The organism is Microvirga aerophila (genome assembly GCF_003332305.1).
Taxonomy (GTDB): Bacteria; Pseudomonadota; Alphaproteobacteria; order Rhizobiales; family Beijerinckiaceae; genus Microvirga; species Microvirga aerophila.
This window is the reverse complement of record NZ_QOIO01000083.1, coordinates 1-13697: the sequence shown is the minus strand read 5'-3', so window position 1 is coordinate 13697 and position 13697 is coordinate 1. Positions and strand designations below refer to the sequence as shown.

Sequence of the window (13697 nt, the reverse complement as noted above, 5' to 3'; positions counted from 1 at the left end):
GCGTTGAAGCCGTCGATGTTGCGCACCCCCAGCTTCGACATCTTCTTGTACCGGTCCTCCATCTCCCGAACCGCCCATTTGAGCGCCACCACGGCCTTTTTCGGGTCGGTGACGACGGGGGTGAGCAGGTGCGGGATGCCGTCGTAGACGGAGAGCTCCAGCATCTTGGGATCGACCATGATCAGCCGGCATTCGTCCGGCCTCATCCGGTAGACCAGCGACAGGATCATGGTATTGATGGCCACCGACTTGCCCGAGCCGGTGGTGCCCGCCACCAGCAGGTGCGGCATGCGCGCCAGATCCGCGATTACCGGCTCGCCGCCGATGGTTTTGCCGAGGCACAGGGCGAGCTTCTGCTTCGAGGTCTCGAAATCCTGGCTTGCAAGCAATTCGCGTAAGAAAACCGTCTCGCGCTTCTGGTTCGGCAGCTCGATGCCGATGGCGTTGCGGCCCTGCACGACCGCCACGCGGGCCGAGACCGCGCTCATGGAGCGGGCGATGTCGTCGGCGAGCGAAATCACGCGGGACGACTTGGTGCCGGGCGCGGGCTCCAGCTCGTAGAGCGTCACCACCGGACCGGGACGCACGTTGATGATCTCGCCCTTCACGCCGAAATCCTCCAGCGTGCCTTCGAGAAGCGCCGCGTTCTGCTCAAGCGCATCGGCGGACACGATGGGACCGGCGGGCTTCTTGGGCTCCGCCAGCAGAGTCAGGGCCGGAAGCTGATAATGGCCTTCGTCGAGAAGGGAGGGCTGCGCCTCCCGGGCCATGCGCCGTCCGGGCTTGGGAGCAGCCGGCGCGGGCGCGACCCGGGCGGGCGCGGGTTCGGACCGGGGCGAGCGGAGCACCGAAGGCAGCTCGTCGGCCCATTCCTCTTCGTCCTCGTCATGCATCGGCGCGGCGCTCGGGGCCGGGCGCGCCCGCGGCGGGGCGCCGTCAAGCACGGGCTCGCGCCGGGCGAAGCCCGATCCCTGCCCGGAACGTCTGGAGCCGCTTGGGATTGGTGCGTCGAACTCGTCTTCGTCCGTATGGGCTCGGCGCTCGCTCCAGCGCCGGGCGGCCCCGCGCAGGCTCATGAGGCCGTGGGCAAGCGCTCCCAGGGACACGATGGCCCAGCCGGGCTCGTCCGGAGCCGCGTCCTCCTGGTCTTCCCAATCGGCGGCCTTGACGTGGCGCTTGACGGGCCGCGGCTCGTCGAAATCCTCATCGGGGTCGCCGGTCTTGTCGTCGGACAGGCCGAGGCCGCAGGCGGCGGTGAGCGTCAGGATCGTCAAGCCCGCGAACAGAAAGCCCAGGATGGCGCTGCCCGGGCCGCTCGACAGGCCTGTGACGGCTTTCGCGCCGGTCAGGATGGCGTCGCCCACGACGCCGCCGAGGCCGGTCGGGAGCGGCCAGCGATCCGTCGCCGGAAGGGCGCTTGCGAGCGCCGTGGCGGCGCCCGCGCCGATGACCCACAAGGCGAGCCGCAGCTGCATGCGGCCAAGCTCGCCCGTCTTCATGAGCCGCCAGCCCCACAGGGCCAGCGGTAGCAGAGCCCCGATGGCGCCCAGACCCAAAAGCTGCATCAAGAGATCGGCCGCGATGGCGCCCGGCCAGCCGAGCAGGTTGCGGACCGGAATATCGGTGGCGTTGTTGAGGCTGGGATCGTCCACCGACCAGGTTGCGAGCGCCACCGCCACCGCGCCGGAGAGCGCGATGAAGCACAGACCCGTGAGCTCCTGCGCCCGGCGGGCGAGGGCAGCCCGCAGGGCGCTAAAGAGGCCGTCATAGGTGGAAGAAGAACGGCGGGCGGTGCGCATGGGACGAGGTGAGACCCGGATCTGGAGTGACTTGGTCCTACTTTAGGAAGGGCAGGGTTAAGAGTCGTTTAACCCTAAGTGCACCTCTAGCCGGGTTCGGGTGCGGTTGACGGGAACCCGCGGACGGACCAGTGTCCGGTCCATGATGAGCAGGGTATTCATGCAGGGCTGGAAAAGGACCGCCGTTTCGGTGGTGCTGGCCTATGCGCTTGCCCTGCAGGCCGTGCTCTTCGCCGCCAGCGGCGCCCTCCACGCGGCGCCGGCCAATCTGTCGCAGGCGGTCATCTGCCTGTCGGAGCCCGCCGCGCCGGATCATGCCCCCGGGAAGGCTCACCAGGCCCTCTGCTGCGTCCTGACCTGCCACGGGGCGGGCGCCCCGGGCGGCCCGCTGCGGGTCGCGGCGTCCCTCGACCATCCGGTGGCCGTCGCGGCTGCCGCAGGCCTGTTCCGGCACACACCTTTCCTCCGGCCTGTCCCCAACGTTCTGCCTGTTGGCTCCCGCGCGCCGCCGCGGCTTGGTTGATCGCTCCCTCGCTCATCAACCCCACAGGACAAAGTCCCATGAAGCTGTCTTATTCCGGCGCGCTCGCAGCGGCCGCATTTCTGGCCATCTCGACGCCCGCCCTCGCGCATGTCTCGTTCGACAACGCCCGCACCACGGCCAATGCCACCTACAAGGCCGTGCTCCGCATCCCGCATGGATGCGACGGCCAGCCGACCCTCAAGGTCCAGATCCGCATTCCCGAAGGGGTCATCGCGGTCAAACCCATGCCGAAAGCCGGCTGGACGCTGGAGACCGTCAAGGGTCCCTATGTGAAGGCCTATGATCTTTCCGGAACGCCAATGGCCGAGGGCGTGACCGGCATCACCTGGGCGGGGTCCCTCGACGACGGGCATTACGACGAGTTCGTCTTCCAGGCGCGGATCACCGACATCTTCCAGCCGGGCGCGACGGTGTATTTCCCGGTCATCCAGGAATGTGCCAACGGCCGCGAGGAATGGACCGAAATTCCGGCCGCCGGACAGGATCCCCACAGCCTGAAGTCACCGGCTCCGGGGGTCACGATCACCGCCGCGGCGTCAGCATCGGCGCCTGCGCCCGTCAAGGTAGGGGCGCTCACCATCGAGGAGCCCTGGTCACGGGTGACGCCGGGCGGCGCCAAGGTCGGCGGCGGCTATGTGCGCATCACCAATACGGGATCGACGCCAGACCGGCTCGTCGGCGGATCGTTCCCGCTGGCGAGCCGGGTCGAGGTTCACGAGATGTCCCTGGACGGCACGGTCATGCGCATGAAGCCCGTGGAGGGCGGACTGGAAATCAAGCCCGGCGAGACCGTCGAATTCAAGCCCGGCGGCTACCATCTCATGTTCGTGGACCTGAAGGAGCCCCTCAAGGAAGGCCAGACCCACAAGGGTACGCTCGTGTTCGAGAAGGCCGGCACGGTCGAGGTGACCTACCCGGTTCGCGGCATGGGCGGGCAAGCCGCGCCCGCCGCAGAACACAAGCACTAGCTTTCACGATAAAGCCTCCTGTCTGGAGACGACCATGATCCTCAAGCGATCCCTGCTCTTGCCGCTGACGGTTTTCTTCGTCGCGGCGCTCACCCTTCTGATCACCGTCCTGCTGCTGGTGCCCGAGCCGCAGCAGGCTCGCGTGCCGATCGGCGGGCCGTTCAAGCTCACCACGCAGGACGGCAAGCCGTTCACCGACGAGAACCTGAAGGGCAAGCCCTTCGCGGTGTTCTTCGGCTTCACCCATTGTCCGGAGGTCTGCCCGACCACGCTCTATGACCTGACCCAGGACCTCGCGGCCCTGGGCAAGGATGCGGACAACCTGCGCGTCGCCTTCGTGACCGTGGATCCGGCGCGCGACACGCCCGAACTGCTCAAGACCTATCTCGCGTCCTTCGACCCGCGCATCGTCGGGCTCACCGGAACCGAGGAGGAGATCGCCGCGACCGCCAAGGCCTACAAGGTCTATTACCGCAAGGTCCCGACGGATTCCGACTACACCATGGACCACACGGCCACGATCTTCCTGATGGACTCGAAGGGCGATTTCTACGGCACCTCCAACTTCCAGGAATCGCAGGACATCCGGCGCGGGAAGCTGAAGAAGCTTGTCGAGAACGGGTGACAGGTCCCGCGCATCGTCATGGCCGGGCTTGTCCCGGCCATCCATGTTTTGGAGCCGCAGCGCTGACAAGACGTGGATCCCCGGAACAAGTCCGGGGATGACAGATGACACATATGAGAAAAGCCCCGACCTTGCGGTCGGGGCTTTCTCTTTTCGAGCCCTCTGGGAGGCTTCGTTTTAAGCTTAGTAGTTGTACGCGCGCTCGCCGTGATCCGCGAGGTCGAGGCCTTCGCGCTCGGCCTCGTAGGAGACGCGCAGGCCCACGATCAGGTCGACGATCTTGTAGAGCACCACCGAGCCGACGCCCGTCCACACCAACGTGATGACGACGGCGACGAACTGGGTCCAAAGCTGTCCGCCGATGGTGTATTCGCCCACGCCGTAGCCGCCCAGCGACGGAGCCGCCACGATGGCGGTGCCGAGTGCGCCGACGATGCCGCCTACGCCGTGAATGCCGAACACGTCGAGCGCGTCGTCATAGTGCAGCGCGTTCTTCACGCCCGTCACGGCGATGTAGCAGACCACGCCGGCCACGAGGCCGAGCACGATCGCGCCCATGGGGCCCGACAGGCCGGCGGCCGGAGTGATGGCCACGAGACCGGCAACCGCACCCGACGCGATGCCGAGCAGGGAGGCCTTGCCCTTGCCGAAGGCTTCAGCGGTCATCCAGGCGAGACCCGCCGCTGCGGGAGCCAGGATGGTGTTGACGAGCGCCAGCGCCGCGCCGCCGGTGGCCTCGAGGTTCGAGCCGGCGTTGAAGCCGAACCAGCCCACCCACAGAAGGCAAGCGCCCACGAAGGTGAGGGTCAGCGAGTGCGGGGCGAGGAGGTCGCGGCCGTAGCCGACGCGCTTGCCGATCATGAGCGCGCCCACGAGACCGGCGATGCCGGAGTTGATGTGCACGACGGTGCCGCCCGCGAAGTCGAGGGCGCCCAGGGCGAAGAGGTAGCCTTCCGAGAACCACACCATGTGGGCGATCGGTAGGTACACGAAGGTGAGCCACAGGCCCGTGAACAGCATCACGGCGCTGAACTTGATGCGCTCTGCGAACGCGCCGACGATGAGGGCCGGAGTGATTGCCGCGAAGGTGAGCTGGAAAGCCAGGAAGGTGAATTCCGGAATGGCTACGCCCTTGGTGAAGGTGTCGGCGGTGGAATCAGGGGTCACGCCGGCCAGGAACGCCTTCGAGAAGCCGCCGATGAACGCCCCCAGGCCTTCGCCGCCGGACGTGAAGGCGAGCGAGTAGCCGTAGAACACCCACAGGATGGCTACGAGGCTGAACACTGCGAAGACCTGCATCAGCACGGACAGCATGTTCTTGGTGCGCACAAGGCCGCCATAGAACAGGGCGAGACCCGGGATGGTCATGAGGATCACCAGGATCGTCGAGACGAGCATCCAGGTGGTGTCGCCCTTGTTGACCGTGGGAGCGGCGGCGGCTGCCGCGTCAGCGGCCGGCGCGGCGGCGTCCAGCGCCAGGGCGGGATCGAGGGCGAGCAGGCCCAGCGCCGCTCCTCCGAGGGCAGTCATGAGCAGGGGACGGATTTTCATCGGATTCAAACTCCGGAAGACTTGGCCAAAAGGGTGGGAATCAAAGGGCATCGACATCGGTCTCGCCGGTGCGGATGCGGACTGCCTTTTCGAGCGACGTGACGAAGATCTTGCCGTCGCCGATCTGCCCTGTGCGGGCTGCGGCCGTGATCGCCTCGATCACCTGCGCGACCAGCTCGGTGGCGACCGCCACCTCGATCTTCAGCTTCGGCAGGAAGCTCACGGCATATTCGGCGCCGCGATAGATTTCCGTATGACCCTTCTGCCGTCCATATCCTTTGACTTCAGTCACGGTAAGCCCGTGCACGCCGAGAGCGGTGAGCGCGTCGCGCACCTCCTCCAGCTTGAACGGCTTGATGACCGCCATCACGATTTTCATGGGTCTAGCCCCCTTTTTGAACGCGGCCCGGCGCAAGAGCGCGTCGGGCGCGAGATCCACATGAACCCGTCCTGGTCCGGCCGGGTGTCGCGGAAGGGGGAAGCAAGGGCCGTGCCAAGCCATGTTCGGTCATGCGGCAGGGCCCTGTGCCTATCAAAGAGGCACAGGGCCGGTGGCTAAGAAATGAGCCGAATGATCAAAAAGAAGGCAGATGAACCCTTAGCGGCGTTCGCGGATAAGACCTTCCTGAGCGACGGAAGCCACAAGGGTGCCGTCCTGCTTGAAGATCAGGCCACGGGAAAAGCCCCTGGCTCCGGAGGCGCTTGGCGTATCCTGAGCATAGAGCAGCCATTCGTCGGCCCGGAACGGGCGGTGGAACCACAGGGCGTGGTCGAGGCTCGCGGGTTGGATGGTGGGCTCGAACACGGTCCTGCCATGGGGCACGAGGGAGGTGTCGAGGAGCGTCATGTCCGACGCATAGGCGAGTACGCATTGGTGAATGGCCGGAATGTCCGGCAGCTTTCCGGTGGTGCGGATCCAGACGTGGAATTGCGGCGCCATGGGGTCCCGGGACATGTAGCGCTTAATCTCCACCGGGCGGATCTCGATCGGCCGCTCGCGGGTGTAATAGGTGCGCATGGGCTCGGGCATCAGGGGCACCAGTTCGGCTTTCACCTCCTGCTCCGACGGAAGGTCGTCGGGGCCCGGCACATCGGGCATGGGCGCCTGATGGTCGAAGCCTGGTTCCTCGGCGTGGTAGGAGGCCGACATGGCGAAAATCGCCTGGCCGTGCTGGATCGCCACCACGCGTCGGGTGGTGAAGCTGCGTCCGTCGCGGATGCGGTCGACCTCGTAGATGATCGGAACCTTAGGGTCGCCCGGCAGCATGAAATAGCAGTGCAGGGAATGGGGATGGCGTCCCTCCACGGTGCGGCTTGCCGCGACAAGAGCTTGGCCGACCACCTGTCCGCCGAACACCCGCTGCCATCCGCTCTTGGGGCTCTGGCCCCGGAAAAGGTTCTGCTCCAGGGGCTCAAGATCGAGGATCGACAGAAGATCGGCAACGGCTTGGGACATCGGTTCGGCACTCTCCAGGTTGCGCCATCCATCGGAGAGAGCGCCGAAGACGTCAAGCTTGACGCTGAAGGATTGATCGCGGACATCCCATATGGCGCCCTAGATAAAAGGGACGAACCTGCCGAGGAGACCTGACCCATGTATGCCGAGCGCCCACGCATCGTCATCGCCGGAGGCGGACTGGCCGGGCTGTCCCTCGCGCTCGCCCTCAAACACGCCCTCCGGGACGGTCTCGACGTGGTCATGTGCGACCCGGCGCTCAAGCGCGATCCGCATGGGGACAAGCGGGCCTATGCGGTGGCGGCGGCAGCCCGCCGCATGCTGACCGCTCTCGGCGTCTGGGACCAGGTTGCCCCCGAGGCGCAGCCCATGCTCGACATGGTGATCACGGACAGCCGCCTCACCGATCCGGTACGGCCCACCTTCCTGACCTTCGAAGGCGATGTGGGGGAGGGCGAGCCCTTTGCCCACATGATCACGGCCGGCGACCTGACGGGGGCGTTGGTGGAGGCCTGCGCGGCGGCCGGAGTGATCTTGAAGGCGGAGGCCGTGCGCGGCTTTTCAGCCCGGCCAGCCAGGATCGACGTTCTCTTAGGAGACGGGGAGCTTTCGGCGGCACTGCTGGTGGCGGCCGACGGCGCGCGCTCGAAGCTGCGCGAGCAGGCCGGGATCGGCTGGATCTCCTGGCCCTACAATCAATCTGGCATCGTAGCCACGATCTCCCACGAGCGCGACCATGAGGGCAGGGCGGTGGAACATTTCCTGCCTTCGGGCCCCTTCGCGATTCTGCCGCTCAAGCCGGAGACGCAGCCCGACGGATCGGTCAAGCACAGATCCTCCATCGTCTGGAGCGAGCGCAACGACACTGTGGCGGCGCTTTTAGACGCCCATCCGGAGGACCAACTGGCGGAACTCGAGCGCCGTTTCGGCCTGCAACTGGGCAAGATCGCCTTCGAGACCAGGCCGCAGGCCTTTCCCCTGTCGTTCGGGATTGCCCGCTCCTTCGTGGGCGAGCGCATCGCGCTCTTGGGCGACGCCGCCCACGTGATCCACCCCATCGCCGGTCAAGGGCTCAATCTCGGCCTCCACGACGCGGCGGCGCTCGCCGAGACCATCGTGGACGCCCTGCGGCTCGGCATGGATCCCGGCGGCGCGGACGTTCTGGACGGCTACGAGCGCGCCCGCCGGGCCGACATCACTGCCATGGGGGTCATGACCGATGGCCTGAACCGCCTGTTCTCCAACGACATTCTCCCTGTGCGCCTCATCCGCGACCTAGGACTGGGCCTCGTTGACCGCATGCCGGGCCTGAAGCGCTTCTTCATCCGCGAGGCCGCAGGGTTGCGAGACCGGGACACGCCGCGGCTGTTGCGGGGCGAGGGGCTTTGATTGAGGCTTGGATGCTTTCCTTTCTGTACGTAATAACGTAATAGTCGGTTCCACCTTTCATGATAAGTTGGAATTGGCATGACGATCACCGTTATTGACGCAGAAGCCGACCTGAACACCGGGACCGAGGCTCTCCACGAGATGGCGGCGACGCTAACCGGGACGACGCATCTCGAAATTGCCCTGAACAGCACGACCTTGGGCGGCATCAAGGCACTCGGGACGCAACAAGTCATTATCGCCGCTGCCGCAAGCATCGAAACACAGCTTGCCGCCATCGCGCTGGCTGGCGCCGCAAGCACGGTCGACAACGGAGGCAGCATCAAGTCGCTCACCAATACGACTATCTTGTTCTTAGGCAATGAAACGAACAGGGTCACGAACGCCACCGGCAAGACGATCGAAGGCGCAAAGGGGATCGAGATCACCTCAACCTTGACGTCGGCAAAGCTGACTGTGTCCAACGCTGGCACCATCACTGCATCCGGCACTGCCATCATAGGCGGCAAGGGAGGTGATCGAGTCGATAATACGGGCACGATCAAGACTACGGCGACTATAAGTGGAGCCGTTGCACTGGATTTAGGCGCAGGCGACGATTTCTACGACGGACGCAACGGCACCGCGATCGGAATCGTGAAGCTCGGTGACAACGACGACGTTGCCTATGGCGGCGACGGAAACGAAATATTTTCCGGCGGGACCGGCAGCAACACCATCGATGGTGGTGGAGGCAATGACACTATTATAGGTGGACTCGGCTACAGCACCATCAATGGCGGAACAGGCAAGGATACCATCGACTATTCGGAGGCGACCGCGTCATCTGGCGGAACCGGCGTCACAGTCAATCTGGGATCCACATCCGGATACGGAAATCAGTTTGCTGACACTCTTGACAGCATCGAGAACGTGATCGGCAGCGCCCACAAAGACACCATTGTCGGAAGCGGAGGCGAAAATCTTCTCCAAGGCGGTGCCAGTGACGATACTCTTGAGGGCGGCTTCGGGAACGATACGATCCAAGGTGGGGCCGGTGTCAATACAGCGCGGTTTACCGGTTCTACTGTGGCGATTGCTGACTTGTCTAAAACGACTGAGCAGGACACGGGCTATGGCACGGACATTCTGACCGACATCCAAAACGTCGAAGGCGGTTCGGGAGCGGACAAGCTCACCGGCAACCATGAAGCCAACCTGCTCGACGGCAACAGCGGCAACGATACGCTGGTAGGCAAAGAGGGCAACGATACGCTTCAGGGCGAGGCCGGTAACGACACCCTTGAGGGCGGTGCTGGCAATGACACCCTCGACGGCGGAAGCAGCGCCGATACGGCGGTGTTCTCCGGGGCACGGGGCAACTACAGCATCGTCAACAATGCTGACGGTACTATTACCGTTACCGATAATGTTGGTCAGGACGGCACTGATACTCTCAAGGACATCCGGTTCGCCAAGTTCGGCGATAATCAGACCATCGCGCTCGTCAATGGCGCACCGACGAGTGTCTCCCCGTCGACCGCCAGCGTGTCGGAGAGCGCCGCCATCGGCGCCACGGTCACAACGTTTTTTGGCTCCGATCCCGACGGTGACACGCTGACCTTTAGCCTAGTGTCGGATGCAGGTGGTCTCTTTGCCGTCAGCGACGGCAAGCTCATCGTCAAGAATGCGCTCAACTACGAAACCGGCACGCAGCACACCGTAACCGTCCAAGCCTCAGACGGCTGGGGTGGAGAGATCCTCAAGACCTTGACGATCAGCGTCAGGGACAACGCGGCCGAGACGACGCCGATCATCCTTTCCGGCACGGCCGGCAATGAGCAGCTCGTGGGCGAGGCAGGCAATGATCAACTCTGGGGTCTTGGCGGCAAGGACACGATCTTTGGCGAAGGCGGCGACGACAAGCTCTGGGGAGGCTTGGGCAACGACACGCTCGTGGGCGGGGCCGGCAAGGACATATTCGTCTTCGATAAGAAGCCCAGCGCGAAGTCCAACCTGGACTGGGTCTATGATTTCAACGTGAGGGACGACACGATCCACTTGGCGAAAACTGCGTTCACCAAGCTTTCCAAGAAAGGGGCTTTGTCCAAGGACGCTTTCGTGGTCGGAGATCACATGCGCGACAAGGAGGATCGGATCCTCTACCACAAGAAGGCGGGCGCGCTGTTCTACGATCCGGACGGCACGGGATCCGCCAAGGCGGTCCAGTTCGCCACGATCTCCAAGAAGCTCGCCATCTCGGCGAAGGACTTTTACGTCATCTGACGCAAGTCCCGTTTTCGGCGAGCGACAACAAAAACGGCCGGGCAGAACCCGGCCGTTTTTTATTCTCAAGAATGGTGGGCTCAGCCCTTCTTGGCGCGCTCGATGCCTTCGCTGATGAGGCGCTGGGCTTCCACCGCGTCGCCCCAGCGGATGATCTTCACCCACTTGCCGGGCTCCAGATCCTTGTAGTGCTCGAAGAAGTGCTCGATCTGCTTGAGGGTGATCTCGGGCAGGTCCGTATAGGTCCGCACCCGGTCATAGCGCTGGGTCAGGTGGCCGGACGGCACGGCGATGATCTTCTCGTCCTCGCCCGCATTGTCCTCCATCACCAGAACGCCTACGGGCCGCACGTTCATCACGGCGCCCGGAATAACCGCGCGGGTGTTGGCGATCAGCACGTCGCAAGGGTCGCCGTCGCCCGAGAGCGTATGCGGGATGAAGCCGTAGTTCCCCGGATATCGCATGGCCGTATAGAGGAAGCGGTCGACCACCAGGGCCCCGGACTCCTTGTCCATCTCGTATTTGATGGGCTCGCCGCCGAGCGGCACCTCGATGATGACGTTCACGTCCTCCGGCGGGTTGTTTCCAATCGAGATCGCGTCGATGCGCATGGGGTTATCCTTCGCAAACTGCTGATAAGCTTTGACACGTCACTAGTGCGTGATCGGCAAAAGGGAAAGCCGGTTTTACGGCTGTTTGCGCTGCACGCCTGGGGAAAAGGCGCATGAGCGGCCCGCCAAAGCCAGGCCCTTTGGGTTGGACCCTCGGTTGCCGCCGCAGAAAAGGGCCGGCGGGCCCTTAACACATCAGCGGAACAGATAGGCGATCTTGGCCAGTGGCACGCCGCCGATGCGCTCCTCGATCTGGGCGACGCTGCGCCCGCCCATGCCCTCGTAGAACGCGCAGGCGCGGGCGTTGTCGGCCAACGCCCAGAGGACGATCCGGCTCATCTCCCGGGCCCGAAGGTCGTTGCAGACCGCCCGAAACAGGCGGCGACCCAGCCCCACGCCCTGGTACTCGGGCAGGAGGTAAAGTTCATCGATCTCTCCGTCCGCCGGCAGGGTCCGGTCGCGGCAGCGGCCATAGGAGGCGTAGCCCGCCACTCCTTGGCCGATGTCCAGCACCGCCAGCGGGCGGCCCCGGGTCACCGTGGAGCGCCACCAGCGCAGGCCCCGGCGCGCCAGCATCTTTTCAAGGGTGAGGCCAGGGATGATGCCCTGATAGGCCTCGCGCCACGCGGCGTCGAACACCCGGGAGAGCCCTTCGGCGTCCTCGGACTTGGCTTGGCGGATACTGACGAGAAGGTCGCTCATGTTGTTGGCTTCGGCACAGGAGAAGCAATGGGTTCAAGCATCCGCGCAGAGTGGTTAACGCGGCATTAATGAGCGCTTGCCCCACCCCCGTGAAAGCGTGGCTATTCAAGCAGAACAAGGCTCGCGAGGGGAAGGCGCCACAACGCCGCAAGAGGCCAGGTCTCAGGCGTGCCGCGTCTTGATCATATCAGCGGGAAAATGCTCCGCCGATGGAGCGCCAGCTTGAATGCCAGCTTGAAATAAAATAACATTCAATGAATCATTGCGCACTATTCCACCGTCACACACTCAGGCAAGGATCTTTTCCTCATGACACCGACAACTCTCGCCGACGAACATCCCATCTTTTCAATGACATCGATCGCCAGCGTGCAGGAAGGCAACGCAGGTATCACGAATTTCATCATCACGATCTCTCGCACCCATGCCCTCGTCCAATCAGAAGTCACCCTGGTAATGCCCACGGGAAATATCGACGAGAAGGACTTCGGCATGTTCGGTGGAACGCCCTTTAACGGTGGCGTGAACCTCACCTTCGCGACCGGAGAACTTGAGAAGACCGTCATCCTGGAAGTCAAGGGCGACACCGATTACGAGGAATACGAGACCTTCAGCCTGCTCTTGCTCGGGGCCGTCAACGCTACAGTCAACGCAGCGGCGAGCACGGCGAACGGCAAGATCATCAACGATGATTCGGGCTCCACTGCTGTCGATGGCGACGCATCCAACAATACTCTGGATGGCGGCGTGGGCGACGACACGCTTTCCGGCGGCAACGGCAACGACGTGCTCACTGGCGGCGCGGGACGGGATGTCTTTGCCTTCAAGAACGCGCCGAAGAAGAGGTCGAACTTCGACACTATCACGGATTTCAATGTCGTCGACGACGCGGTGTGGCTCAGCAAGGCCGTGTTCACAAAGCTGGGCAAGAAAGGCTCGGAGACCGCTCCTGTCCTGCTGAACAAGAAACATTTTGTCGTCGGCAACAAAGCCAAGGATAAGGACGACTACATCATCTACAAGAAAAGCACGGGCATTCTCTATTACGATAACGACGGCTCAGGCTCCGCTAAGGCCGTCGAAATCCCTAAATTCGCCACCAAGCCTGGCCTGACCCACCAAGACTTCTTCATCGTCTAGTTCACTGGAAGCCGCGACCTCTCCCGATGAACACAGCGAAATGAGCATCGTCGAGGTCCTGACCAAAGGCTGAAACGCCTGCTCCTCGGAAGAGGGCAGGCGTTTTGCGTGTCTGGCTACGACTAGGTGCAGGAGGGAAGAGAGCCGAGGACGTCGGGGTCGAGGGGGACATCCCGTCGAAACAGGGAGTTGTTGGGCGGGCGAAGGGTTCCTATAGCTACGTTACGTAACGTTCTAAAGATGCATATACTCGCTCAGCGCCTGCCGCGAACGATAAGGGATTCTGCGATGCCGACCAACTACGTCTTCAACGCGCAAAACACTCGCGAAATTGCCGCCGGCGATGCACTGGCGCTTGTATCCGGCGACACAGTGCTCGTCGACTCAGGCAGCTGGGTCAAAGCAACAGGAACCACGAATGCCACCGCCGGCAACGGCATCGTCGTTTCAACGTTTAACAACTCGGGTGTCGTGCGCGGACTAGGTCGTGTGGACGGATTTGATCAGGATGAAGCTCAGAGCAAGCGCGACGAAGGAGCCGTAGTTCTCGTCCGTCTTCTCACAACGTAGAGCAACGCGCTTGAACCGCTTGAGCTTTCCCATGGTCTGCTCAATGCGAGCCCGCCCACGATAGAGCGCCTTGGGAA

13 protein-coding genes are annotated in these 13697 nt (G+C 63.7%); 6 read left to right on the top strand and 7 right to left on the bottom strand.

Annotation, left to right across the window (positions count from 1 at the left end):
• Nucleotides 1-1799, bottom strand: a 1799-nt coding sequence (locus tag DRB19_RS26695; protein ID WP_162815892.1) for a DNA translocase FtsK 4TM domain-containing protein, incomplete at its 3' end; no start/stop codon positions are given.
• A 160-nt stretch (nucleotides 1800-1959) separates the two neighbouring features.
• Here DRB19_RS26695 and DRB19_RS26690 point away from each other — a divergent pair.
• The 3 genes from DRB19_RS26690 to DRB19_RS26680 are packed head-to-tail and all read left to right on the top strand — an operon-like array spanning nucleotide 1960 to nucleotide 3936.
• Nucleotides 1960-2322: a hypothetical protein gene (locus tag DRB19_RS26690; RefSeq protein ID WP_114189038.1), complete on the top strand. Its 363-nt coding sequence runs from the start codon at nucleotides 1960-1962 to the stop codon at nucleotides 2320-2322.
• 38 nt (nucleotides 2323-2360) lie between these two features.
• Nucleotides 2361-3311: a DUF1775 domain-containing protein gene (locus DRB19_RS26685; RefSeq protein ID WP_114189037.1), complete on the top strand. Its 951-nt coding sequence runs from the start codon at nucleotides 2361-2363 to the stop codon at nucleotides 3309-3311.
• Nucleotides 3312-3345: 34 nt separating this feature from the next.
• Nucleotides 3346-3936, top strand: a complete 591-nt coding sequence (locus tag DRB19_RS26680; protein ID WP_114189036.1) for an SCO family protein — start codon at nucleotides 3346-3348, stop codon at nucleotides 3934-3936.
• Between the two features lie 183 nt (nucleotides 3937-4119).
• On the opposite strand, the gene DRB19_RS26675 is transcribed toward DRB19_RS26680, so the two are convergent.
• From DRB19_RS26675 to tesB, 3 genes are all read right to left on the bottom strand, one after another.
• Nucleotides 4120-5487 carry an ammonium transporter gene (locus DRB19_RS26675; RefSeq protein WP_114189035.1) on the bottom strand — a complete coding sequence of 456 codons (1368 nt, stop codon included), beginning with the start codon at nucleotides 5485-5487 and terminating at the stop codon, nucleotides 4120-4122.
• A 40-nt stretch (nucleotides 5488-5527) separates the two neighbouring features.
• Complete coding sequence (locus tag DRB19_RS26670; protein ID WP_114189034.1) at nucleotides 5528-5866, bottom strand: P-II family nitrogen regulator; 339 nt, start codon at nucleotides 5864-5866, stop codon at nucleotides 5528-5530.
• A gap of 219 nt (nucleotides 5867-6085) precedes the next feature.
• On the bottom strand, nucleotides 6086-6943 hold the full coding sequence (gene tesB, locus DRB19_RS26665) for an acyl-CoA thioesterase II (RefSeq protein ID WP_114189033.1): 858 nt from the start codon (nucleotides 6941-6943) through the stop codon (nucleotides 6086-6088).
• A 138-nt stretch (nucleotides 6944-7081) separates the two neighbouring features.
• On the opposite strand from tesB, the gene DRB19_RS26660 reads away from it, so the two are divergent.
• Both DRB19_RS26660 and DRB19_RS26655 read left to right on the top strand, forming a co-directional pair.
• Nucleotides 7082-8332 carry a ubiquinone biosynthesis hydroxylase gene (locus DRB19_RS26660; RefSeq protein ID WP_114189032.1) on the top strand — a complete coding sequence of 417 codons (1251 nt, stop codon included), beginning with the start codon at nucleotides 7082-7084 and terminating at the stop codon, nucleotides 8330-8332.
• Between the two features lie 78 nt (nucleotides 8333-8410).
• Nucleotides 8411-10597 carry an Ig-like domain-containing protein gene (locus DRB19_RS26655; protein ID WP_114189031.1) on the top strand — a complete coding sequence of 729 codons (2187 nt, stop codon included), beginning with the start codon at nucleotides 8411-8413 and terminating at the stop codon, nucleotides 10595-10597.
• An 80-nt stretch (nucleotides 10598-10677) separates the two neighbouring features.
• Here DRB19_RS26655 and ppa read toward each other — a convergent pair whose 3' ends face one another.
• Nucleotides 10678-11208: an inorganic diphosphatase gene (gene ppa / locus DRB19_RS26650; protein WP_114189030.1), complete on the bottom strand. Its 531-nt coding sequence runs from the start codon at nucleotides 11206-11208 to the stop codon at nucleotides 10678-10680.
• Nucleotides 11209-11403: 195 nt separating this feature from the next.
• Complete coding sequence (locus DRB19_RS26645) at nucleotides 11404-11910, bottom strand: GNAT family N-acetyltransferase (RefSeq protein ID WP_114189029.1); 507 nt, start codon at nucleotides 11908-11910, stop codon at nucleotides 11404-11406.
• Between the two features lie 309 nt (nucleotides 11911-12219).
• On the opposite strand from DRB19_RS26645, the gene DRB19_RS30345 reads away from it, so the two are divergent.
• A complete protein-coding gene (locus tag DRB19_RS30345) occupies nucleotides 12220-13050 on the top strand; it encodes a calcium-binding protein (protein WP_162815891.1) in 831 nt (276 codons plus the stop codon).
• A gap of 480 nt (nucleotides 13051-13530) precedes the next feature.
• On the opposite strand, the gene DRB19_RS31985 is transcribed toward DRB19_RS30345, so the two are convergent.
• Nucleotides 13531-13697: transposase (locus DRB19_RS31985; RefSeq protein ID WP_162815883.1), on the bottom strand; the 167-nt coding region annotated here is incomplete at its 5' end.